This window comes from candidate division WOR-3 bacterium, assembly GCA_039801245.1.
Classification (GTDB): Bacteria; Hydrothermota; Tepidihabitantia; order Tepidihabitantales; family Tepidihabitantaceae; genus JAOABP01.
This window is the reverse complement of record JBDRUF010000014.1, coordinates 1-24,827: the sequence shown is the minus strand read 5'-3', so window position 1 is coordinate 24,827 and position 24,827 is coordinate 1. Positions and strand designations below refer to the sequence as shown.

Genomic DNA, 24,827 nt, shown 5'->3' with positions numbered 1-24,827 from the left:
CTTATCGCACCAGTTTCTGTCGGATAAATGTTGCGCGGCGCTCATCCCGCTCTGCCGGCTCAAGTTTTTCACCCAAAATTGCCTCCAGGTTTGCCGGTCTGATTAAAACCAAGAGGGAGGTAACCTCGCTCAGTTTCAACTCATTGATAATTCCCAAACTCACCCCCAGGCGCACCGTTGCCAAGAGGTTTGTTGCCTCCGCCGAAGAGATGATTCTCGCCCCGCGCAGAATCCCCAATGACCGAAAGACCTTATCCTCAACCTCAACCCTCAGATTGTGCATCAGATATTCCCGCGCCTTGTGCTCATAGTCAATTATCTGCCGGCAGATATTGGTTATCACCTCAATTATCTCCGCCTCAGACTGACCCAGGGTCTTCTGATTGGAAATCTGAAACAGATTGCCTCTGGTTTCACTACCCTCCCCGTAAATTCCCCTTACCAAAAGCCCAACCGAATACGCCCCGCGCAGCACCTTCTCAATCTCCCTTGTCAACACCAGACCCGGCAGGTGCAGAAAGACCGAAGCCCTCATCCCGGTGCCGACATTTGTCGGACAGGAGGTGAGAAACCCGAACTGAGGAGAAAAGGCATAGTCAACCTGAGACCCGAGTTTTTCATCCATCTCCCCTGCCAGCGCAAAGGCGAGAGAAAAATCAAGCCCAGATGCCAGCCCCTGGAAACGGAGATGGTCCTCCTCATTTACCATCAAACTGAGGGTTTCATCATCTGACACATAAAGCCCCTTTTTGCCCTTGCTTGAGATAAAATCGGGTGAGGCAAGATGACGTTCAACAAAGTAATGTCCGTCTGGTTCATCCAACATCACCTCCTCATAAAACCGCCCTCGGTTCAAAAACCCGGTTTCTTTCAGTGCCCAGCGCACCGTATCTAAAACCAGTTCCTGGTCCTCGGGCTTCATCCTTATCGGAAAAGGGACATCAGCAAGGTTACGGGCAAAGCGGACCCTGGTGGAGATGACAACATCAGACTCAGGGCCCGTGGCGCTCAGCCAGGAACCAACCCTTTCAGTTCTTGGGTTCATCTCCCGCCTCCCTCAAAAGGTCGCGCAGGGCTGCTGCCCGCTCATAATCCTCCTCCTTTATCGCCACCTCCAGCTCCTTACGCAACCTTTGAATCTTGAGCCGCTCCTGCGCCCTTTTTACCCCCTCCTGGGGGCTCTTGCCCACATGCTGCACTGAGCCGTGCAACCGCCGGATTAAAGGCTCTATCTCTTTACCAAATGTTAGGTAACAGGAGGCACAGCCAAGCCTGCCCACCCGCTTGAATTCGGCAAAACTCATCCCGCACTTAGGGCAGACAACCTTTTTGTCTTTGTCTTCAATCCGCGCCTTCAGTTCTGCCAACAGTTCTGCCGCACCCTTCTGCAAATCCTCAACCCCGCTAAATCCCCTTTCCTTAGCACACTGTGCGCAGATACCAATCTCGGTTGCCTTACCCTCCTTATCCAGATGGCGGACGGTCAAAATAGCCTCGTTCTTACCACAGATGTCGCAAAGCCTCTTCATTGCCAAAGTTTTCCATCCTTTAACAACAGCCGCCTCCCTGCCTTGCCTGCCACAAAATCGTTGTGGGTTACCACCAAAATCGTCTTCCCCTTCTCATTACTTAACCGCACCAAGAGTGCCATCAGCAACTCGGTCGACCGTGAATCCAGATTACCGGTCGGCTCATCAGCAAAGATAACTGCCGGCGAATTTGCCAGCGCCCTTGCCACCGCCACCAGCGCCCTTTCCCCACCGGAAAGCTCTGCCGGCTTGTGTCTCATTCGCGAAGTAAAGCCGACCTCAACCAAAACCTCTTCGGCACGAGCAAAAGCCTTTTTCCTATCCATACCGGTAATCAAAAGTGGCACCGCCACATTTTCCACAACCGTGAACTCGCTCAAAAGGTGGTGAAACTGAAACACAAACCCCACCTTCTGATTGCGCAGCTCCGGTAACCGCTGTTCAGGATAACTGAAGATGTCGCAGGAATCAAGGATAACCCTGCCTCTTTCTGGTCGGTCAAGACCGCCCAAGATATGCAGAAGGGTTGACTTGCCTGAACCTGACGGTCCCACAATCGCCACCAGCTCCCCTTTATTTACCGTGAGACTCACACCTTTTAAAACCTCCAGTTTTTCCGGACCGGTCTGAAAACTGCGCCAGATATCCTCTGCTCTCAAGACCTCATCATTCATAACGAATCGCCTCCACCGGCTGCAGTTTTGCCGCCCGCCATGCCGGATAAAATGTTGCCAGAAAGGTGATGACCAATGCGGCAAGGCAGACAAGGACAAAATCCTGCCACTGCATCTCCACCGGCAGATTCTTGATAAAATAAACATCACCGGGCAGGCTGACAAACCGGTAACGGTTTAAAAGATAGGAAACAATAAACCCAAAAAGGGCACCAAGACCGGTCCCAATCACCCCGATTAAAAGCCCCACCAGCATAAAAATCCTGGTAATACTCTTTGACCTTGCACCAATCGTTTTCAGAATCCCTATCTCCCTGGTCTTGCGTATCACCATCATTGTCAGCATCCCGACGATATTAAAAGCCGCCACCAAGACAATCAGAACCAAAACGATAAAAGTAACCACCTTTTCCAAACGCAGAGCGGTAAAAAGGTTTCTGTTCTGGGCAATCCAGTCCGTTGCCCGGAATGGCATACCAAGTTCAATAGCAATACGCCTTGCAATCCTCGTGGCATTCAAGGGGTCTGAACATTTTATCTCAAACCCGTTAATCTTCCCGGGCATACCTAAAAATTGCTGCAGGTCAGCAAGGCTCACAAACACAAAACTGGCGTTATACTCATACATCCCGGCATCAAAGATACCCTGAACCCTGAAGGTCTTTGTCCGCGGCAGATAACCAACCGGTGTGGCGGTGCCAGCAAACGGTGAAAAAAGCACAATCTCATCACCGACAAACAGCCCTAAATTCCTCGCCAGTTCACAACCAATCACCAGACCTGAGGAGTCAAATGCAAAAGACCCTTCTACCATACTTTTGGCAATGTCGGTTATCTCGCCTTCGGCATCAGGTTCAATCCCTTTGACAACGCCACCTTCCACAAGTGAACCCGCCCGCATGAGAATCTTGGAATAGATAAACGGTGCCACCTGAACCACCCCTGGCACCTGTCTGATTTTCTTTACTATTGAATCGGCTTCACCTCCATAGTCAATCGGCTTGTAACCAAACTGGGAAACGGTAATATGGGGAGAGGCGCCCAGAATCCGGTCCCGCAACTCCTTGTGAAACCCGTTCTCAACCGAAAGGACGATGATGATTGCTGCTACACCCACAAAAACCCCACCCATCGCAATGGCGCTCGGACCGGAAAGTAGGCGCCGGCTCCTGCCCCGAAGATACCTACGGGCAACAAAAAACTCAAAACCCATATCAAGCCCTTTCCTTCTTCAGTTGCGGAAAAAGTATCACATCCCGAATTGAGTCCTGATTGGCAAAAAGCATCACCAGCCGGTCAATTCCGATTCCCAAGCCCCCGGTTGGCGGCAACCCATATTCCAGCGCCTGGCAGTAATCCTCATCCAGCGTCGCAAACTCCTCGTTCCGCTTTATCGCCTCTTCAAACCGCTCCCGCTGCTCCAAAGGGTCGTTCAACTCACTGAAGGCATTACCAAGCTCCATCCCGCAGACAATCGGCTCAAACCGCTCAACCAGCCTCGGGTCATCACGGTGTGGTTTTGCCAGAGGGGTTGTCTCCTTCGGATGGTCAAGCACAAATGTTGGCTCAACAATCCCCTTCTGAACCAACTCACTGAACAGTTTGTCCAGAATCTTTGCCCTTGATGTCCCTTCTTTAATTTCCACCCCGAACCTTGCCCCCAACTTCAAAAGCATCTTATCGCTCAACTCCAACGGGTCAGCCTCAATCTTTTCCTTAAGTGCCTCAACAAACTTCAGTCGGTGCCAGGACCTGCCAAAATCAATCCGCTGCCCGGAATACTCAACCTCGGTCTTGCCAAACAGCTCTTGCGCGAGGAACCGAAACATCTCCTCCACTAACATCATCATATCGTTATAATCCGCATAGGCCTGATATAGCTCCAGCTGGGTAAACTCCGGATTGTGCGTCCTGTCAATCCCCTCATTTCGGAAATCCTTGCCAATCTCATAAACCCTTTCCAGCCCGCCCACAACCAGCCGCTTGAGATAGAGCTCATCCGAGATGCGCAGAAACATCTCCTGCTCTAAAACATTGTAATAGGTCTGAAAAGGTCTTGCCGCGGCCCCCCCGTAAATCGGCTGCAGAATCGGCGTCTCCACCTCAACAAAGCCCCTGGAATCAAGAAAACGCCTGACCAGCGTGATAATCCTTGACCTCAGTTCAAAGACCCGCCTTGAATCGGGATTAACCAAAATGTCAAGATAGCGCTGCCGGTAACGTGCCTCAACATCCTTGAGACCGTGAAACTTCTCAGGGAGGGGCAAAAGCGACTTGCTCAAAAGCGTCCATTCCTTGACATTTACGGTAATCTCGCCGGTCTTTGTCTTGAAAACCTCGCCCTTCACACCGATGAAATCACCGATATCAATTAGTTCCAGCCGCTCATAAAAATCCTTGCCGAGCGTGTCCTCCCGAAAATAGAGCTGCACCCTTCCCGATGAGTCCTGAATATGACCGAACTGGGTCTTGCCATGCCTGCGCCTTGACATCAATCTCCCGCAAACCCTCACCTCAACCCCATTCTCGCTCAAATGCTCATACTGCTCAATTATCTCCCGGGCGCAATGGGTCCGCTGATAACGATAGGCATAGGGCAAAACACCCTCGCTCTGCAGCCTCCTTAACTTCTCTAAGCGCACATCCCGCTGCAAGGGCGCTTCATCAAAGGATTCAGCCATAGTTGTTAAATATATCCGAATTTGAAGACAAGTCAAAAGCCAGAGATGCCCATCTGGACAAACACCAATGGATGATATAAAATTTTGTGTAATGCCACGAATTTTGTGTCTTGATTATGGTGAGCGCCGGACCGGGGTTGCCCTATCTGATGAAACCAAAACCATCGCCCAGAGCCTGACGACCATCAACCATAAAAGTGATGAGGAACTGATTGCCGCTATCAGCAGGCTCGCCCAGCAGCACGAGGTTGACCTGATTGTCATCGGTCTCCCTCTAAGCCTTTCGGGCAAACCCAGCACCAGAAGTGAAAAAATCCGCCGCTTCGCCTCCAGGCTTGCCAAAACCCTGCACCTGCCGGTAGAACTTTTTGACGAGCGCCTTTCCACCCGTTATGCGGAAAGGGTTTACGCCGAGGTCCACGGCAGAAATTTCCGACCCGATGCCTCCTTGCCCATTGACCACATCGCCGCCACCATCATCCTTGAAGACTACCTTGAACTGTTAAAAAGGGGACGCAAACAAGCAACTGCGCCAGAACTATGAGAGCCCTATCCGTCCTCCGTCTCTTACCTATCGCCTCGCTGCTTCTCACATCCTGTTCTGAACAACTTCCTCCTGCCTATACCGGACCGAAAAGGGAAATAATAGTGAAACCAAAAATGTCCATAGCAGAGATTGGCAATGCGCTCAAGGAAAAGGAAATCATCAACTCGGTCCTTCTTTTCCGCCTCACCTCCTGGTTCTACAACTACGACCATCGCATCCAGCCTGGCAGATACCGCTTCGTCCCCAATACCGACCCAAAACTGGTCCTCAAAATGCTTGCCCGCGAAACCCCTGCCTTTCTCTTTGTCACCATTCCTGAAGGCGCTACCCAAGAGGCGATTGCCCGCATCCTTGACGAAAACGGCATCTGCCCCCAAGACTCATTCCTTGCCGCCTGCAAGGACACCGCCCTCCTCCGCTCCCTTGACATTCCCTTTGCCAGTGCGGAAGGGTATCTCTTTCCTGAGACCTATGAGTTTCAGACCGGCTCTGAACCGAAGGCGATTGTCCAGCGTCTTGTCCGGCAGTTTCGCATCACCTTCCAAACCCTCAAAATTGACTCCCGCACCAACTTAACCGAACCACAGGCTGTAATCCTTGCCTCAATTGTAGAAAAGGAGGCACAGGTTCCTGAGGAGTTTCCCGTTATTGCCGGTGTCTTCCTCAACCGGTTAAGGCGCAAACTACCGCTTCAGTCCTGCGCCACGGTTGAATACATCCTTCCCGAACACAAGGAGCGGTTGAGCCTCCAAGACCTCAAGACCCCATCACCCTACAACACCTATCTTCACACCGGGCTTCCGCCCGGTCCAATCTGCAACCCGGGCAGGCTTGCGCTCCGGGCGGTGCTTTTTCCTGCCCGGCACGACTACCTCTTCTTTGTCTCCAAAGGCAACGGCACCCACATCTTCTCCCGCACCCCTGCCGAACACCAATCGGCAGTAAACAAAACCCGCAAATACTGAACCTCTCTTCAACCATTCCCCAAAAAATTTGCAATATCTATCCCAAAATATATTTGACATTTATAAAATTATGCTATAATGTTTCTGATATAAAAAGGAGGTATAAATGCAGGTAGTCTTGGCAGCATTAATTGGAACTGGTATACTTGCATCACGGGCATTTATGGCTGTGTCTGGTTATGATATAACAACCAGCTGTAATCAGCTCTCCTTTTCCCACCCGCCCTTTTTGAACCCTGATTCCCTGAACTGCCATTTCGTTGGTAACTGGCCGTTCGGTGCCCCAACAGCACTCGTTACAGACTCTACACGCAATATCGTTTTTTGCGGCGCTGGTGGTGGGGTTTACCCTATTGATGTTTCCAACCCAACACATCCCTTCATCCTCACCGACCGTTTAAGGACAATGGGTGATGTTTTAAACCTTTATTATAATTCTGATACCCTCTACATCGCCTCATATCGCAACGGCTTTGAGGTATGGGATGTTACGGACCCATCAGCACCAAATCGCCTGGCACGGTTTAATATACCAGGAGCAGTGTTAGATATTGCTGTTCGGGACTCTCTCGCCTATCTAACTTGTGGTGATTCGGGATTGCGCATCTTCGACCTTGCTGACCTTAGTCACCCAAGGGAAATCAGCCACTGCCTATTGCCGCACGCAGCAAGGTTCATTACCCTTGACTGGCCCTACTGTTACATTTCCGGTGAATTTACTATGAGTATCATCGATGTCGGTCAACCAACCAATCCTCATGGTGTCGCTGCTTGCTCAACAAATTATGATCCGGTTCGAGTTCGCGTGCTTGATTCAATTGCCTATCTTCTTTGCGAGCACGAAATGTTCTTGATTGATGTATCCGAACCGGCCCATCCAGTTGTGGTTGGTTATTACCAGGACCCTGGCATTGATGATATATATGACCTGTGGGTGCGGGACACGCTGGCATACATAGCGAGCGACGACGGCGTTATTGTATTAAATGTAACCAACCCATCCAATCCGCACCAAATAGGAATATGCTCCACTATGGCATCATCAATAATAACAATGGCGGGCAACCACGCCTTCGTAGCTGGTAATGACTTCTATGTTGTTGATGTTACTGACCCCCGCAACCCGGTTCTGATAGGAACGGCACCAATACCTGCTGGCTTAACTGATGATGTGTTTGTCTCAGGCAATTATGCCTACATAGCTGATTGCTGTGATGGATTGCGCATAATTGATATCTCCAATCCTACATATCCAGTTGAGGTGGGTGAGTGTTCAACTCGCATTTGGGCACAAGCGGTTCATGTCCTTGGCGATTATGCCTACATTGCTGATGGCAGGGGGCTGACAATCGTCAATGTAACCGACCCGGCAAACCCATTTATTGTTGGCTATTGCGAGTCTCTTGGGATGGCACATAGCCTTGGTTTGTTTGTCTGCGATTCTATCGCATATCTTGCTGACCATGGCTTATGGATTATAAATGTAACTGACCCGAGCAATCCTACTGTTATCGCTCGCTATGTCAGCAGCCCGCCCAGCCGCGATGTCTGCGTTAACGGTAACTACGCTTACCTCGCTGCCGATATTGACGGTCTCATCCTCATAAACATCTCTGACCCGACCCACCCGGTTGAAACCGGTCGTTACTCTTTTGAAGGCTCAGCCTTTGCTGTCAGTCTCGCTGGCTCTTATGCCTGTGTTACCGGACCTGAAGGCTTGATGCGAGTTATTGACATCTCGGATCCAACCCATCCATACGAAGTTGGACGAATTTCAACCCGCGACCATACCCCTGATGTTCAGGTTTATGGCAATTATGCCTATCTCGCTGCATGTTACCGTATCATTGTAGTTGATATTGCCGACCCGACCAATCCTACCGAAGTAGGTTATTACTACCCGGTTCCTTCACCCAGTTATGGAATTACCTGTGCCGGCACGCGCATATTTGTAGCCACATTATCTACAAGCCTGCAGATATATGAGTCGCCATTTGGGGGAATTGAAGGGAATAGACCCGTATTTAAAAGCACAAAACTCAATGTAACACCCAACCCCTCCCGCTCCAATGTCCAAATCCACCTATCGCCGACACTCCTCAATGCTCAATATGTGTATATCTACGATGCCAATGGTCGATTAATGCACAAACTCCCTTCTCGTGAGGTCACAATATGGAATTGCAGAGATAACAACGGACGCTTGGTTCCTGCAGGTGTATACTTTATCTGCGTGAACGATAAAGAACAGTTACTCAGGAGCGTAGTGATTATGAGATGACTTTGGGAAATCTGCTCTCCACAAACTTGACATAAACAGATATTGGTGGAGATACTAATTAAAGAAGGATTTATGAAGAACTTATCTAAAAGTGCCGTTGCCGTAACGGTCATTCTACTGTCTTTTACTGTCTGCAAAAGAAATATCGCCCCTGACAAACCCACAACCCCTTCTGGACCTTCTATTGGGAGTATAAATGTCTCCTATCAATTTTCATCCACCGCAACTGACCCTGATGGCGACAGCATTGCCATCAGATTTTCCTGGGGTGATGGCGACACATCAGATTGGAGTGCGTTAGTTCCTTCTGGTGATACCGTTACTTTAAGCCACTTCTGGCAAACTGCTGGCACCTATAACATTCAGGCGCAGGCAAGGGATGCGAAAGGTATCCTATCCCCTTGGTCTGAGGCTCATCAAATCGCCATAATCAGTGTCTGGCAAAAGACCTTCGGTGGCTTAGATTGTGATTGCGGTTATTCGGTTCAACAGACCTCAGATGGCGGGTATATTATCGCTGGCTTTACTATGTCTTTTGGTGCAGATGATTGGGATGTCTATCTAATCAAGACCGATGCAAATGGCAATCTCTTGTGGGAGAGGACATTTGGCGGCGAAAATGATGATCGGGGTTATTCAGTTCAAGAGACCAAATATGGTGGCTATATTATCGTGGGCGAGACTTATTCTTATGGTGGATGGTCTAATGTCTATTTAATCAAGACCGATGCAAATGGCAATCAACAGTGGCAAAAGACCTTTGGCGGATCATATTGGGATGAGGGCTGTTCGGTTCAGCAGACCTCAGATGGCGGGTATATTATCGCTGGCAGAACCAGGTCTTATGGTGCAGGTTATTATGATGTCTATTTAATCAAGACCGATGCAAATGGCAATCAACAGTGGCAAAAGACCTTTGGCGGATTATATTGGGATGAGGGCTGTTCGGTTCAGCAGACCTCAGATGGCGGGTATATTATCGCTGGTGGGACTGAGTATGATGTCTATTTAATCAAGACCGATGCAAATGGCAATCTCTTGTGGGAAAGGACATTTGGCGGCGAAAATGATGATTGGGGCTGTTCGGTTCAGCAGACCTCAGATGGCGGGTATATTATCGCTGGCTTTACTATGTCTTTTGGTGCAGGTGATTGGGATGTCTATCTAATCAAGACCGATGGCAATGGCAATCTCTTGTGGGAGAGGACATTTGGCGGCGAAAATGATGATCGGGGTTATTCGGTTCAACAGACCTCAGATGAGGGCTATATCATTGCCGGTTATACCTGGTCTTTTGGTGCAGGCAGGGCTGATGTCTATCTAATCAAGACTGATGACAACGGCAATCCCTTGTGGCAAAAAACCTTTGGTGGTTCATCATGGGATGATGGGTTTTCAATTCAACAGACTTTAGATGGCGGGTTCATCATTGCCGGTTCTACCGGGTCTTTTGGTGCTGGCAATTGTGATGTCTATCTAATCAAGACCGACAGCGAGGGAAATACTGTTTCAAGATAGAGAAGAGATAGATACTATTAGTAGTATGTAAATCAATATTAAAATCAATATATAGTATAAGGGGCGCGCCCGGGGCTTGCCCTGGGGCGGTCCTAACCCCTGGTATCACTCTTTCGGGCGAGGAGAACAACAAAACTTGCCCCTTTGTGAAAACCCTCCTTTGGCTCCTCCAAGTCCTTGGTCTCCTCAGGACCCTGAAAAAGGGTGGAAACTGTGCGAACGACCTTAAACCCGCACCCTTCAGTTATCCGAACAACCTCGTCGTAGTCATAAAACCTCGCCAGGCTGAATAAGGGATGACCAGCCTTTGCCTTTTCAATATAACTTTTTCCCCATTTGCCAGATTTGTCAAGGTAACCGTTAACCAGCATCCCTTCAGGCTTCAGCACCCGGTAAATCTCCTTCAGCACCTTTTCCGGCTCGTTGAGAAACTCCCAGGTGGTCAGGAGAAAGACCGTGCCAAAAGAACCGTCACCAAACGGCAGGTTTTCGCCCCGCGCCTTTATCACCTCAATGCCCCGTTTGCGCGCAAACTCCAAAAGTCTAACTGAAGGGTCAACACCTTTCTTTATTCCCAGAGCCTGCGCAAACCTCCCTGTGCCAACACCGAGCTCAAGCCAGGGATGGGGCAAATTTTTAAGAAGCGGTCTTAAGGCGGCAAGTTCAATCGCAAATGCCAGCCTGCCCTTGGTGTCATACCAGGAGTCATACTTTTCTGCCAGTTCGTCAAACCGGTTCTCGCTCATCAGAAAATCAAGATTTCATACCCCTCTTCAAGATAACGGGCAACACTCGGATGACCATCCATCTCATCGCAAAGGGTAAGAGCCTGCTCAATCACCGCGGGCACAACCGTATTCTTCTGGGCGCACGCACGGCAAACACAGTCAATCAGTTTTGCCCTTTTCGCCTTGAGCCAGAGGCTGGCAAAAGGCTTGGTCTCATTGCGCAGAAGCGAAACCTGCTTGGTCGCATCCCCCTCAATTATCACCTTTACATCCCAGCCCTTTGCCTGCATATCCAAGCCGTTCAAAAGGCAGTGGGCAAAGACAACCGGTTCCGAATTAAAGGCAAAAAGCGCAATCTTTCTTTTGTTCATCCTTTTCCTCCTTTTCTTAAAATTACCCCTTACCTGTTACCTGTCAATTAGGACAGATTTGCCCCAGTTTCAATTTTGCCTTAAATTTAGCCGATGCGCGCAATGCAACTTACCAAGACCGCTCCTGTTGAAACCGCGCCTCTACAGCCGGTGGAAATGCCTTTGCCTGAACCGGGTCTAAATGAACTGCGCATCAAGGTTCTTGCCTGCGGGGTGTGTCATACCGACATCCACGAGATTGAGGGTGATATCAAACCTCCCCATCTGCCCCTAATTGTCGGGCATGAGATTGTGGGTGTTGTTGACAAACTTGGCGCAGGTGTCAAGGAGCCCAAAATTGGCACAAGGGTTGGGATCCCCTGGCTTGCTTCAACCTGTGGGAAATGCCATTTCTGCAAAACCAGCCGGGAAAACCTCTGCGAAGAGATAAAATTCACCGGCTTTCATACCGATGGCGGCTATGCCCAATACACAATCTGCCGTGCCGGCTTCTGCTACCCTTTGCCAGAGAATCTGGCTATTGCCAATCTTGCACCGCTCCTGTGCGCGGGGGTGATTGGCTATCGCAGCCTGAAACGGGCTGATGTCCAACCAGAAACTAATGTGGGTCTTTATGGATTTGGCGCATCTGCCCACATCTGCCTGCAGATTCTAAAACACTGGCATTGTTGGGTTGCGGTCTTTACAAGAACGAAGAGCCATCAGGAACACGCCCGGGAGTTAGGTGCAGACTGGGTTGGCACCGCAAAGGAAAAGCCGCCATACAAACTTGCCAGCGCCATTATCTTTGCACCAGCAGGCGAACTTGTGCCCCTTGCCCTTTCCCATCTTGACAAAGGTGCAACCTTGGCACTTGCCGGCATTCATATGAGCCCGATACCGGAGATGGACTACTCCTTAATTTACCACGAGCGCAAAATCTGCTCGGTTGCCAACAGCACCCGTCAGGATGTGATTGAACTTTTAAGTCTTGCCGAAGAAATTCCGTTAAAGACAACAGTCACCACCTTTCCCCTTGAACAGGCAAATCAAGCGCTCCTTGCGGTCAAAAAGAGTGGGATTAATGGCGCGGCGGTGCTGTTAAACGAAATTGTTCACGCTTGACCCGCAGGTTGAATTGGCAATAATTGAGGCGTGAAGAAAAAAGCCAATAACAACAGAACCTATTTAAAAGAACTGAAGGACTCCTTTCCCCGGCTTGCAAGAAAATATGGCACCCCCTTATTTATTCTCAGCCGCACCCTGCTCTTAGCCCAGCTTGCCCGGTTTCGCAAACTCCTGCCCCGGGTTGAACCATTTTATGCGGTCAAGGCAAATCCAAACCCTGAGGTGATAAAGACCCTTGTCCAAGAGGGCTGCGGTTTTGATGTGGCATCCGAACCGGAAATTGAATGGGTTCTTGCTGCGGGCGCATCACCGGAAAAGGTCATCTTTGCCAACACCATCAAACGGACCAGTGCCATTCAATATGCTTGCCGCAACCAGGTCAACCTGATGACCTTTGACTCCGAATATGAACTGAACAAGATTGCCCGGTATGCCCCTGGGGCAAAGGTGCTTGTCCGCATCAAGGTACCCAATGTCGGCTCAGTAGTTGAACTGTCGCTCAAGTTCGGTGCCGAACCTGCAGATGCCCTTTCGCTTTTGTTAAAGGCCCAAAAACTTGGTCTGGAACCGGTTGGCGTCTCCTTCCATGTCGGCTCTCAGTGCACCCATGGCAACAACTACCTTGACGCCTTGGAGTTAACCAAAATGATTGTCACTGAAGGGAGAACCAAGGGTCTGAATCTAACAATAGTTGATATCGGCGGCGGTTTCCCGATTCGCCACTTTGACACCGATGAGGACTGGTTTGCCCAGATGGCACCGGCATTGAATATGGAACTTTCCCGCCTGTTTAAAGACGATGTCCGCATCATCGCCGAACCCGGTCGCGCCGTGGTTGGACCTGCCGGCTTTCTCTTGCTCTCGGTTATCGGCAAATCCATCCGCAACAACAAGCACTGGTACTACCTTGACGATGGTGTCTACGGTGGGCTTTCCGGGACCGTGTTTGACCATTGCAAATATCAGTTCCAGGCTCTAAAAAAAGGACCGACACAATTAACAACCCTTGCTGGACCTACCTGCGACTCCCTTGACATTATCTCTACCGCAGAAGAACTGCCCGAACTGGAATTGGGGGACTTGGTTTATGCTAAAAATATCGGTGCCTATTCAATTGCCCATGCCACCAACTTTAACGGGATTCCACCCCCAAAGACCATCTTCATTCCTTAAGGAGGTAAAATGAAAAAGGACTATCGCTCTCGCGAGGATTTAAGCGAGCTGCCAGACTGGTTGCGCAAAAGGCGCACCCCGCGCAAAAAGCTCTATCTTTCTGGCAAAAGGATTTTGCCCAAAGGGATTACCGGCAAGGAAAACCTTTCTTATATAATTGAGGAAACATTTCTTGCCTATAACTCGGCGCGGCTGCGTCAGGCAGCCCAGCTCTTTGTCCAGAAGATGCTTAAGCCAAAAACAATCATCGGTATGTCTTTAGCCGGTGCCCTGACACCTGCTGGTCTGGGCTGCTCCTGCATTATTCCATTAATCAAAGCCGGTTTTGTTGACTGGATTGTTGCCACCGGTGCGAATATGTATCACGATTTGCACTTTGCCTTCAACTTTCCCCTTTATGTCGGTTCACCAATGGTAGACGATGCTGACCTGCGCAAAAACGACATCGTTAGGATTTACGACATCTTCCTTGGTTATACCGACTGTCTCTGCGCCACCGACGACATCCTCCGCGAAATCCTTATCCAGCCCGAATTCCAAAAGGAGATGGGCACAGCCGAATTCTATCATTATCTTGGAAGATATGCTGCGGAATGGGAAGAGAAAAACGGGCTCAAGGATGTTTCCGTCCTTGCCGCTGCCTACCGGTATGGTGTTCCGATTCACACCAGTTCCCCTGGGGACTCAACCATCGGCATGAACATCGCCGGTCTTGAGCTCAAGGGGTTGAAACTGCGCATCAACCCCTCAATCGATGTCAACGAAACCACATCCTATGTCCTTTATGCCAAACGCTCTGGTGGCGAATCTGGTGTTGTCCTTGTTGGCGGCGGCTCGCCCAAGAATTTCATGCTCCAGACCGAACCCCAGATTCAGGAGATTCTGATGCTAAGGGATGTGGGGCAGGACTACTTTATCCAGTTCACTGATGCCCGGCCTGATACTGGCGGACTTTCCGGCGCCACCCCGCATGAGGCGGTATCCTGGGGAAAGGTTGACCCAAACCGGCTGCCCGATGCGATTGTCTGCTATCTTGATGTCACGGTGGCACTCCCCTTATTTACCCATTACGCCCTTGCCAAGCACAAACCGCGCAAACCCCACCGGCTTTACGACCGCCGAACTGAACTGATGGAACGGCTGAAAAAGGAGTTCTTCGCCCATACCCGGATATAATTTTATAGCCGCTGCAGCTCCTCTTTGAGCATCTGGCGCTGATAAAGCCGGAAATAAAGACCTTCTTTCTCTAAAAGCCCCTCGTGCGTTCCCTGTTCCTTAACTTCACCTTGGTCAAGGCAGTAGATTAGGTCGCAGAGTGAAAGCACCTTGAGCCGGTGCGAAACAATGATAATCGTCCTGTCTTGAAGTTCGTTAAATAGCCGCTCAAAGAACATCTGCTCAGTATCCGCATCCAGACCAGAAGTGGCATCATCAAGCAAAATGAATGGCGGCATCTCCAAAAGCGCCCGGGCAAGCGCCACCCTTGCCTTCTGACCGCCAGAAAGACCGGTTCCCCTTTCGCCAAGCATCTCATTAAAACCTTGAGCAAAATCTGCCACATCATTTTTCAGTTGTGCCAGCTCCACAGCCCGTTGCAACCCTTCCTCATCTTTCTCCCTGCCAAAGAGGATATTGTTTTTCAATGTGTCTGAAAAAAGCGTTGGCTCCTGCGGCGCATAGCCGAAAAGACGGCGATAGGCGCCGATGTCAAAATCCCTGATGTCGGTTCGGTTCAAAACCACCCTCCCTGAATCCGGTTCAATCAGTCGCAAGATGAGCCGCAGGATTGTGCTCTTACCCGAACCAACAGGACCCGCAATGCCAACCCGGCTCCCTTTAGGAAATACCATCGTCACATCCTTCAGAACCGGGTGCGAATTATAACTGCAACTCACCCGCTCAAGTCTTAACTCACCATATTCCGGCTTTTTTGCCCCAGGTGCAACAACCACCCGTTCCCGATGCTCGAGCATCTCTAAAACCCGCTCGCCCGCACCGGTTGCCCTTTTCCCAGAAACAAAAAGGTTGCCAATATCAAACATCGGCGGGAAAAGCATTAAAAGATAGGCGTTAAAGGCCACAAACTCACCAAGGGTCAGACTTTTCCCAATCACAAAAATTCCACCCACCCATAAAACCGCAAGCATCGCCATCTGACCAATCGCCATATAAAAGACCTGAATCCTTGACTCCTGCCTTGCCTCCTGGACCGCCACCTCAACCCGCCCATCCAATGTTTTCCGGAACTCGCGGGCAAGCCGGTCTTCGGTAACATAAGCCTTCACAAGCCTGATACCGGCAAATGCCGTTTGCAACTGGTTGTTTATCTCGGCAATCTTCTCTCGCCATTTCATAAACCAGGAGTATATCCTTGGACCCATCCTCATCCAGCCAAAAACACCCAAACTCGCCGGCAAAACCGTCACCAATGTCAGCACGATGTTCATCCTCAAAAGCATTATCAATGTAAAGATGACCAGAAGAAAGGCAGCGACAAACCGGAAAACCCCTGAACAGGCAAACCAGGAAAGTTCCTGCAGGTCATGGTCAAGCCGCTCCATCACATCACCGCTGGGAAACCTGTTGAGAAAACTGTAGCCCTTGCCCAAAATCTTCTCAAAAACATCTGTCCGCACCTCCCACTGAAACCGCTCATTGGTCCTGCCACGGAAGAACGGCAGAATCACATCAAAAAGCGCCCGCACCACTCCAAAACCGGTCAAGAGCAAAACATAGCCAATCAGTTTTTGCTGGGTAATTTCCGCCTTGATGCCATCAACAATCAGCCGCAGGACATAGGGAAAGGCAACCGCTACCGCACCACCTAAAGCGGTGAAGAAAAATAGACCCAAAGCCAGAAGTTTATGCCTTTGCCAGAACTCAAAGACAACACCAAGCCCGTTTTTCCCTTTTGCCCTTGCCATCCTCACCCTCCCTCGCTCACAAACTGCAACCGGTAAAGCCTTGAATAGATTCCACCCTTTGCCAGTAACTCCTGATGGCTCCCCTGTTCGGCAATCCTGCCCTTGTGAACAACCACCACCCGGTCTGCCATCTGCACCGTTGACAAACGATGGGCAATGATGATTGCGGTTCTCCCCTTTAAAAGCTCCTGCAGACCCTCCTGAATCAAACCTTCGGTTTGCGGGTCAACCGCTGATGTCGCCTCATCAAGGATTAAAATCTGCGGGTCTCGCACCAGTGCCCGCGCAAATGCCAGAAGCTGGCGCTCACCCAAAGAAAAGTTCGCTCCCCCTTCAGCAACCACCGTCTCATAACCCTTTTCAAAGCGCCTTATTGCCTCATCAATCCGCACCCGCCTTGCCGCTAAACTCACCTCTCCAAGTGAGATTTTCTCATCAAACATCCGCAGATTGTCCAAAACCGTGCCGGGAAAAACAACAACCTCCTGAGGCACAAACCCGATTACCCTTCTCAAACTCTTTGGGTCAATCTCAACAAGTTCATTATCGTCAAATGTGATTTTGCCCTTCTGCGGCAGGTAAAACTTAAGTAACAAACTGACAATTGATGTCTTGCCGCCCCCGGTCTCACCAACCAAAGCCACCTTCTCCCCCTTCTTAATCTCCAGATTGATATCCTTTAATACCAATTCCTCCCCGTCATAGGAAAAGTCAACCCCTTGAAGGGCAATCCTTTCCCTCAGGGCAATATCACCCTTGATTTTCCCTTCCGGCTCAGGCTGCTCATTGAGAATCTGCAATGTCCTCTCTGCTGAGGCAAAAGCCCGCTGAATCACATTAATCTGGTCTGAGATTGTCCTTAAGGGTGAAAAGAGCTGACTGATATAGGAGATGAAAAGCACCAGTCCGCCAACCGTCAACAGCCCTTTCAAAACCCAGACACCGCCCACACCCAAAATCAAGCCAATCGCAATCACCTCGCCAAAGTCAACCAGAAACCAGACCGTATACCAGAGAATAGAAGCCCTCACCTCACCCTGGAACTTTTTACGGTTGAAATCATCCATCCTTTTGACAAATGTCCTTTCCTGACAGAAAACCTGAATCACCGGTAGCCCCTTCAGCGCCTCCACCACCAGATTATTGATATCCGCAACAACCCTTCTCACCCCGAGATAAACCGGTCTCACCTTTTTCTGGAAAAAATAGAAAGCCACAACAAATGGCGGCAAAAGAACCGCCACTAAAAGAAATAGCCGCCAGGAGGTAAAAACCATTATCACGCTCATTCCCAAAAGCATCAGCCCGCTCTGCACCAAAACCACCGCTGTCCTGGTAAAAAGCATCTTCAAAGCCTCGGTATCGCTCTCAACCCTTGAAATCAACTTCCCGCTTGGATGCCGGTCAAAAAATGGCATCGGCAACCTCAAAATGTGCTCAAAAAGCGCCTCTTTTAAGTCTGCTGCCCCCTTTTCACCAACCTGTGCCAGCCAGACCATCTGGAAATAAAGGGAGAAAAGCATCCCCACCAGCACAAAAAGATAGATAAGTGAAGTGATGGCAAGACCGCGCATATCACCCTGGGCAATATTCACATCAATCGCCCGCTTCAAAAGCACCGGACCAAGAACCGAAAGCCCGCTGAACAAAAACACCAGGATGCCTGCCGCAATTATCCTGCCCAGATAAGGGGAAAAGAAGGGCCAGAGCCGGCGAAGATATTCCCAAGCCTTACCCTGCGGTTTTGTCTCCTCTTCCGGTGGAATAAAATCATTAAACCACATAGGAGTCAATTATCAGCAAAACCTGTCCTGATGTAAAGAAAAGAACATTCTGCCTTTAATCCGAAATCCGCAAATCCCCTTGCTGTTGCTTAAAAATCAAACTGAAAAATCCCCTTAAAGTTCACACCAGCCCTTTCTATTCCGCCAAACTGAAAAACTCCGAAGGGGGTAATCCCCGGGAAGGGGTCTGAAAAACTGAAAAATTCCGCTAAGTTATTTAATTATTAGCTCTTACCAAAATTTACCAAAAATATTTTTGTATACTTATAGGTATACAAACACCTCCCTGCCCAAGACCACCTTTTTATTTTTAGAAGCCTGCCAAACCGACGCTGCAATTGACCGGAATGTTGTTTTAACTAACATTCTCTGTTGTCCACAAAAATTGCCCCTTTAGTTGCCATCTCCTCAGAAATTGGCAGGGGGCATCCCAATTACCTTGATTCGGTTCTTTTCTTTATGCCCGCTGTAGAAAAAATTGTCCCTTCAGGCTTTGGCTGGACTCTGGCGCGCAAGGCATATTATCTTGGTGCCCGAGGCGGTCTCTTCACCACCATTTACAACCGCTCTCGCCAAGGCTCAAAACCATCTCGGATTGAACTTTTTCTCCTTGACTCGGGTCTACGCGCCCGTTTCCAATCATATCAGGGCATCATCCTTGTTGACCATCCGCTCCTTGCCCATCTCTTATCACCGTTTTCTAAGGTTGCCTATCTTCACGGAGAAATCGCCGCACCACCAATTTGTGCTGTACCAGAAGCCTGGCGCATCTTTGTCCCGCTTGAGTTCACTGCGCGCAAACTGCAGCAATTAGGTGTAAATCCGGAAGCGCTCTCTGTCACCGGTCTTGTAATTGAGCCTGAACTCCTCCCTGTTGCCGAAGTTTCATTTCAGATGCGCCTGCAAAGATACGCATCAAGAGAGCCTCTGACAGTTGCCTTTTTCACCTCTGGCGCCTATCCTAAACCCCATTGCCGCGCAATCATCACCGCTGCCCGTTCAGCAATCAAAGCCGGGCACAAAACTGTCATCTTTGCCGGCACCGATAAAAACAAGGCAAAACCTTTGCCATCAGCCCTTTTCTTCAACTCTCGGAAGGAGGAAAACCAAAACACCGCCGAACTCCTTTCCGAGATTGATCTCATTGTTGCCGCTGCGCACGAACGGACAAACTGGGCAATAGGTCTGGGCTTGCCACTTTTTGCCCTCCTGCCCCATATCGGACCCTTTGCCAAGGAAAACTTTCAGTTTGCCTATGAACAGGGTGTCTGCCTGCCCCTGACCAACCCGGAAAGGTTCGGTTCTACTATTGACGAATTACGCAAGACCGGCAAACTGATACAAATGGCTTGCGCCGGCTGGGGTAAATATCCCCTCACCGGCGCAAAGGCTGTTGCTGAATTCCTTTTATCTAACTAATGGCAGTGAACCACCTTTCGGTTTATTGTCCCGGCTTCGGTCTTTACCCGCATAATATAGACACCGGGCTGGAGATTGGACAACCCTTGAACCGCGCCATTTCTGCTGAGCAATTCACTTACAACTGTCCTGCCGGTAATATCAAACACCTGGACGCCCGCTGAACCCTTTTCCATCTGATAACCCTTTCCTGCCGCACCAGACAACCAAGGCATATCCTCCTTGTCAAAACCCGCTTTATAGATGTAAATGATGCCATCCTTATCACCAAACTCAAGGCTCCTTTTCTTGGTCTCACCAATAGCGGCGTAGCCATACATCGTCATCTCGCTCTGATAGTCCTTATAAAGGTCATTCAACACCAAACAGTGTCCGAGTTCATGAGTGGCGATATTCTGGACATCGTAGGAATTAGCATCGCCTTCGGTTGACCAGGGATAGTAGGTATTAAACTCAATGTCGTTCTCATAGACAATCTTAGTCTTGCGGTTATACCAGAAGGTATTGCGCGCAAGCACACCGTTGCCTCCAAGGTTTGAGAGAAAAACCACATTATAGCCGTCATAGGTTGGACCGGTCCTGGTTGTCGTGCCAATGTAGTTGAACCTGAACCTTGAACCCGCTTCATCCCAGGCCAAATCACCCGCCTGAATCGCCGATATCCACTCTTCAGGAACGAGAGAATTTATATAATAGTTGCAGGTTGCCGGGTCGCGGTGATACCCACTGTAAGAGTAGTATTTTAGGGGTGGTGCATCCATTTCATTAGAGACCCCCTGAAGGGCGCCAAAAATTTCATACACTCCCGGCTCAGGGGTCTTAACCAGATGCAGTCGCACCTGGTCACCAATCTCAAAGAACGGGATGTCCTCCACCGCCATTCCCACATCGCCAACCTCGCCCCCAGGAATTCTCACAACCACCTGTTGCACATCCGCACCCTTCTCAACTTGATTTATCGCCAGGGTAACATCGGAATAGATTGCGGTTTGGTCTGAATTCCAGTAACTGGTTACATCTGTAACTATTCCAGAAACAATAAGGTCTGAACCATCGGCAAGGTCTCTTGGCGGAATCTCAATCATCAGCGCCTGTAACGCACTACCCATGATTAGCATCAATACTGCCACTGACACCACTCTCAGATGTTTCATCTGACCTCCTTTTTACTAACCCTCATTTTGCTTTCTTAGGCAAAACTTTTGTCCGCGCCGGCAATACATCTTCAGCGCTGAATCACCACCTTACTCATACTGCTTGTTTTCGGTTCCGCACCTGATAAAAACCGCACAAAGTATACACCTCCAGCCAACTGGCTGACATCATTAGGACCAGGTTTAAGGTCAAGAACCCTTCTGCCGCTTGCATCCAGCAATACCATCTTCACTTTAGCATCAGCAACTTGGCATTCTAACGTCCGGCGGACAATTGATGCAGACCGAGATGGACTATCAGTAAAGTGCTGAGAATATTCCCCGCTTCCAAGAAACGGGTTGATTTTGCCCCAGATGCGCTGGGTATTATAGACAACGCTGTCAACCATTCCGGTCCAGCCCTGATACACCAAGAGCATCTCCCTTCCTGACCCCTTTCCTATTGCCGGGGAAAACTGTCCCCCCTCCTGGAAAACAATCGGTCCAGAGTCAAACACCATGCCATCAGGTGCTACCCAGGCACCATAGATGTCATAACCGCTGCGCCTGTCCTCCCAGAGCACCAAACTGTTCACTCCGTCAAAAGCCACCACCGGTGAACCCTGATAGTTGCCATCGGTTGCAATCGGGATTCCGGCGGTATCAATCACCGAACCAATCTGGCTAACCCGCGCACCGTAAATGTCAGGGAAATACCCCGCACCAACGCGCTGGTCTTGCCACACCACGAAAAAGTTTGCTCCATCAAAGGCAACTGCGGGATAAGACTGCTCATAAGGAGCGGTAGAAATCGGGATTCCGACAGGATCAAGTACGGTTCCAGTAGGATGAACCCTGGCACCGTAGATGTCAGCGTAACCGCTCACACCCCGTTTATCAGCCCATACCACCAGATAGTTTGTGCCGTCAAAGGTAATTGCCGGATAAGACTGCTCACGTACTATTGTTGAGATGGCGATGCCGTCAGTATCAAGGACTGTTCCTTGAGGGCTCACCCGTGCCCCATAGATGTCATAATCACCATTGCGGTCATCAGCCCAGACAACCAGATAATTTGTCCCATCAAAGGCAACCGCAGGGTACACCTGATTATTGAGCGCTTCGGAAATTGGCATTCCAGCGGTATCAACAACCACGCCCTCTGGTGTTACCCGTGTCCCGTAGATGTCAGCATTGCCGTTCCGTCTATCACTCCAGACAACCAGATAGTTTGTACCGTCAAAGGCAACCGCAGGGTTGTTCTGGTTGTTTTCAGCTGTAGAAATGGGGATGGTAGCCGAGTCAATCACTGTTCCTGCTGGTGTAACCCGAATCCCGAAGATGTCGTAACTCCCATTACGGTCATCAGTCCAGACAACCAGATAATTGCTACCATCAAAGGCACTGGCAGGCTCACCCTGGGTGTTGGCGGCGGTGGAGACACAGAAACCAGCAGAGTCAATAACCGTTCCTGCTGTCCCCACTCTTGTCCCAAATATGTCATCAACTCCGCTCCGACCGTCAGTCCAGACGACAAGATAATTGCTGCCATCAAATCCAACCGCGGGCAGTCGCTGGTTATTTACAACAGTTGAAATCGGAATCCCACCGGTGTCAATCACCGTTCCCCCTGGTGTCACCCTGGTGGCGTAGATGTCATAATTGCCATTGCGCTCATCAGCCCACACCACCAGATAGTTCGTGCTGTCAAAGGCAAGAGCCGGAAAAGACTGGGGCCGAGTGGCGGTGCAAATCTGCAGCCCATTACCATCCAGTACTGTTCCACTCTGACTCACCCGGGCACCGTAGATGTCCAAATAACCACGGCGGTCATCATGCCACACCACCATAAAATTCGTGCCATCAAAGGCGACTGCGGGATGTGCCTGGGTGTTGGCAGCAGCAGAAATAGAGATGCCTGATGGGTCAAGGACAGTACCATCTGGCGCCACTCTTGCACCATAAACATCAGACCAGGTGCCGCGCCGGTTGTCATGCCACGCAACAAAATAGTTTGTGCCGCTAAAGGCAACCGCTGGGTAGCCCTGGAAATTTGCCGCAGTGGAAATGGGGATACCCGCAGAGTCAAGGACAACCCCTGCCGGTGTCACCCGCGCCCCATAGATATCACTATTGCCGCTTCTGCTATCACTCCAGACAACCAGATAATTTGTCCCGTCAAAGGCAACCGCAGGGTCGGTCTGGTTGTTTTCTGCGGTGGAAATGGGGATACCCGCAGAGTCAAGGACAACCCCTGCCGGTGTCACCCGCGCCCCATAGATATCACTATTGCCGCTTCTGCCATCACTCCACACAACCAGATAATTTGTCCCGTCAAAGGCAACCGCAGGTTGGGTCTGGCTCCTGGCAGCAGCAGCAACGGTGATTCCAACAATGTCAAGGACAACCCCTGTCTGGGTTACGCGGGTTGCGAATATATCCGCTGAAGAGCCACTCCGCCAGTCGGTCCAGACAACCAGATAGTTTGTCCCATCAAAGGCAACTGCAGGGTCCTCCTGTTTATTCGGCGCAAAAACACATCCTATGGTAGTGTCGAGCAAAAACTCATCCTGGTCAATGTCAACCTTCTGAACCCTATTCCTATGGTCAAAATCAGGTTGCATCCCCGCAACCAAAGAAGCCAGCACACAAATTGGTATTACGAAAATACCACACTTCATTCATACCTCCTATCTTGTTATGATAATCTTGACAAATCCGTTTGATTTATCACCAATTTCCGCAACCTCCTGGACAAAATAAACACCCGCCTTCACTCGGCAGATATCATTGGCACCGGGTTTCAACTCCATCACCCTTCTGCCGCTGGCGTCATAAAGGTGCATTTTCCGGTCCGCATAATAAACTTTACCATTAAATATCCCCCTCACAAGTTTGGCAGCATCTTTAATCTTCTCCTCCACTCCTATCGGGTAGCCAAAGAATGCCCACATCACCTGATAAGGCGCGGTATCGCCCTGTGTCCAGACCAAAAGGGCACCAAGGCAATTAGGCGCATAAACCTGCTCATCTATCTGAAAGATATTGCGCACCGAGCCGGGTGAAGACCAGCCGGTCATAAAATAGTAGAAGTGGGTAAAGATATCCTTTCTGCCCGAGGAATCCTCCTCCCAAAAGAGATATGACCAGACATCACCGATTGTGCTCAAAACCGGCTTGGTGGAAACCCCTCCTGTTGGATAGCCACCGCCATTACCGCCATAAAACTCCACCTCGTAGTTGCCATTGACAACCTTCTCCCAGCCACCGGAAAAGCCTTCGTTCCCACCACTGAAGTCAACTGCGGGATGGCTCAAGGGCTCACTTTGCTCCGCGAGCACCTCTTCTGTTTGCCACACCCCACCAACCTGCCGGCGCCGCATTATTTTATAAGGAAGGCTCTCGGTGGTATCAACCTCTTGCCAGACAACACCAATCCCGTTGTTAAACTGCTCAATTGCCGGAAACCGACACGCGGCAAGGCTGTCTGTTGAAACGCGGAACCGGTCCCCAATCACGCCCCGCTCATTGGCCTGGCGATACCAGATTTGCGGGCTTGCCTCTCCCTCCTCCCAGACAATATGGGCAACCCCGGCACTGTCTCCAAAGACATCAGGGTGAAAGCAGTTGCCATCTGCACCGCTCACATTCACCGGCATCATCCTGAACTCAAGGTTGCGATAAAATATGTTCAGCCTGCCAAGGGTATCGAGCATCTGCCAGACAAGATGCCGGTCCCCATCCCTGCCCAAGGCGATTGCCGGGTCAGCGCCCGGATAAAGCGCCACCGGTCTTGACCAGACATTAACACCATTACCTGAGAGGCAGTAATAGATACTTTCGCTTGACTGAAACACGAGCGTAATTGTATCCCGTTGCGGATAAAGCATCTCAGAACGAAATGCCAGTTTGTGACTGTTGTTTGGTCCGGTGGCAAAGGGCACATCGGTTGAACAGACAACACCGAACTCCCACTGGGCAGAAACCGGTGCA

At 50.1% G+C, this 24,827-nt stretch carries 20 protein-coding genes; 8 read left to right on the top strand and 12 right to left on the bottom strand.

Annotated features, from left to right (window positions below):
* Position 1: 1 nt before the first annotated feature.
* The 5 genes from ABIK47_03275 to lysS are packed head-to-tail and all read right to left on the bottom strand — an operon-like array spanning position 2 to position 4,884.
* The gene (locus ABIK47_03275; GenBank protein ID MEO0019646.1) at positions 2-1,045 is read right to left on the bottom strand and encodes a protein arginine kinase; all 1,044 of its coding nucleotides are present in this window, start codon (positions 1,043-1,045) and stop codon (positions 2-4) included.
* Positions 1,029-1,529 carry a UvrB/UvrC motif-containing protein gene (locus tag ABIK47_03270; GenBank protein MEO0019645.1) on the bottom strand — a complete coding sequence of 167 codons (501 nt, stop codon included), beginning with the start codon at positions 1,527-1,529 and terminating at the stop codon, positions 1,029-1,031. The genes ABIK47_03275 and ABIK47_03270 overlap by 17 nt, the downstream gene beginning before the upstream one ends.
* Positions 1,526-2,203, bottom strand: coding sequence for an ABC transporter ATP-binding protein (locus tag ABIK47_03265; protein ID MEO0019644.1), 678 nt, complete (start codon positions 2,201-2,203; stop codon positions 1,526-1,528). The genes ABIK47_03270 and ABIK47_03265 overlap by 4 nt, the downstream gene beginning before the upstream one ends.
* Positions 2,196-3,416 carry a lipoprotein-releasing ABC transporter permease subunit gene (locus ABIK47_03260; protein ID MEO0019643.1) on the bottom strand — a complete coding sequence of 407 codons (1,221 nt, stop codon included), beginning with the start codon at positions 3,414-3,416 and terminating at the stop codon, positions 2,196-2,198. The genes ABIK47_03265 and ABIK47_03260 overlap by 8 nt, the downstream gene beginning before the upstream one ends.
* A 1-nt stretch (position 3,417) precedes the next feature.
* Positions 3,418-4,884 (bottom strand): lysine--tRNA ligase, encoded by a 1,467-nt coding sequence (gene lysS / locus ABIK47_03255; GenBank protein MEO0019642.1) that lies wholly within the window; start codon positions 4,882-4,884, stop codon positions 3,418-3,420.
* A 91-nt stretch (positions 4,885-4,975) separates the two neighbouring features.
* Here lysS and ruvX point away from each other — a divergent pair, with 91 nt between their 5' ends.
* From ruvX to ABIK47_03235, 4 genes are all read left to right on the top strand, one after another.
* A complete protein-coding gene (gene ruvX, locus ABIK47_03250; protein MEO0019641.1) occupies positions 4,976-5,428 on the top strand; it encodes a Holliday junction resolvase RuvX in 453 nt (150 codons plus the stop codon).
* Positions 5,425-6,396, top strand: a complete 972-nt coding sequence (mltG, locus tag ABIK47_03245) for an endolytic transglycosylase MltG (protein MEO0019640.1) — start codon at positions 5,425-5,427, stop codon at positions 6,394-6,396. The genes ruvX and mltG overlap by 4 nt, the downstream gene beginning before the upstream one ends.
* Before the next feature lie 106 nt (positions 6,397-6,502).
* Positions 6,503-8,677 carry a T9SS type A sorting domain-containing protein gene (locus tag ABIK47_03240; protein MEO0019639.1) on the top strand — a complete coding sequence of 725 codons (2,175 nt, stop codon included), beginning with the start codon at positions 6,503-6,505 and terminating at the stop codon, positions 8,675-8,677.
* 72 nt (positions 8,678-8,749) lie between these two features.
* Positions 8,750-10,195: a PKD domain-containing protein gene (locus ABIK47_03235; protein ID MEO0019638.1), complete on the top strand. Its 1,446-nt coding sequence runs from the start codon at positions 8,750-8,752 to the stop codon at positions 10,193-10,195.
* A gap of 92 nt (positions 10,196-10,287) precedes the next feature.
* On the opposite strand, the gene ABIK47_03230 is transcribed toward ABIK47_03235, so the two are convergent.
* On the bottom strand, positions 10,288-10,941 hold the full coding sequence (locus ABIK47_03230; protein ID MEO0019637.1) for a methyltransferase domain-containing protein: 654 nt from the start codon (positions 10,939-10,941) through the stop codon (positions 10,288-10,290).
* Entirely contained in the window at positions 10,941-11,294 is a 354-nt protein-coding gene (locus tag ABIK47_03225) for a cytoplasmic protein (protein MEO0019636.1), read from the bottom strand. The genes ABIK47_03230 and ABIK47_03225 overlap by 1 nt, the downstream gene beginning before the upstream one ends.
* Positions 11,295-11,387: 93 nt before the next feature.
* Between ABIK47_03225 and ABIK47_03220 the strand changes: the two genes are divergently transcribed.
* Genes ABIK47_03220 through speY form a run of 3 tightly spaced genes read left to right on the top strand, consistent with a single transcriptional unit; the run spans position 11,388 to position 14,750 of the window.
* Positions 11,388-12,398: a zinc-dependent alcohol dehydrogenase family protein gene (locus ABIK47_03220; GenBank protein ID MEO0019635.1), complete on the top strand. Its 1,011-nt coding sequence runs from the start codon at positions 11,388-11,390 to the stop codon at positions 12,396-12,398.
* A gap of 30 nt (positions 12,399-12,428) precedes the next feature.
* Positions 12,429-13,574 (top strand): type III PLP-dependent enzyme, encoded by a 1,146-nt coding sequence (locus ABIK47_03215; protein ID MEO0019634.1) that lies wholly within the window; start codon positions 12,429-12,431, stop codon positions 13,572-13,574.
* A gap of 9 nt (positions 13,575-13,583) precedes the next feature.
* Entirely contained in the window at positions 13,584-14,750 is a 1,167-nt protein-coding gene (gene speY, locus ABIK47_03210) for a deoxyhypusine synthase (protein ID MEO0019633.1), read from the top strand.
* Positions 14,751-14,752: 2 nt separating this feature from the next.
* Here speY and ABIK47_03205 read toward each other — a convergent pair whose 3' ends face one another.
* Entirely contained in the window at positions 14,753-16,498 is a 1,746-nt protein-coding gene (locus tag ABIK47_03205) for an ABC transporter ATP-binding protein (GenBank protein ID MEO0019632.1), read from the bottom strand.
* Positions 16,499-16,500: 2 nt separating this feature from the next.
* The gene (locus ABIK47_03200) at positions 16,501-18,282 is read right to left on the bottom strand and encodes an ABC transporter ATP-binding protein (protein ID MEO0019631.1); all 1,782 of its coding nucleotides are present in this window, start codon (positions 18,280-18,282) and stop codon (positions 16,501-16,503) included.
* Positions 18,283-18,654: 372 nt separating this feature from the next.
* Here ABIK47_03200 and ABIK47_03195 point away from each other — a divergent pair, with 372 nt between their 5' ends.
* Complete coding sequence (locus ABIK47_03195) at positions 18,655-19,701, top strand: hypothetical protein (GenBank protein MEO0019630.1); 1,047 nt, start codon at positions 18,655-18,657, stop codon at positions 19,699-19,701.
* On the opposite strand, the gene ABIK47_03190 is transcribed toward ABIK47_03195, so the two are convergent.
* The 3 genes from ABIK47_03190 to ABIK47_03180 form a co-directional block, all read right to left on the bottom strand.
* Positions 19,698-20,855, bottom strand: coding sequence for a zinc-dependent metalloprotease (locus tag ABIK47_03190; GenBank protein MEO0019629.1), 1,158 nt, complete (start codon positions 20,853-20,855; stop codon positions 19,698-19,700). The genes ABIK47_03195 and ABIK47_03190 overlap by 4 nt on opposite strands.
* 71 nt (positions 20,856-20,926) lie before the next feature.
* Positions 20,927-23,515 carry a hypothetical protein gene (locus ABIK47_03185; protein ID MEO0019628.1) on the bottom strand — a complete coding sequence of 863 codons (2,589 nt, stop codon included), beginning with the start codon at positions 23,513-23,515 and terminating at the stop codon, positions 20,927-20,929.
* Between the two features lie 9 nt (positions 23,516-23,524).
* Positions 23,525-24,827: hypothetical protein (locus tag ABIK47_03180; GenBank protein MEO0019627.1), on the bottom strand; the 1,303-nt coding region annotated here is incomplete at its 5' end.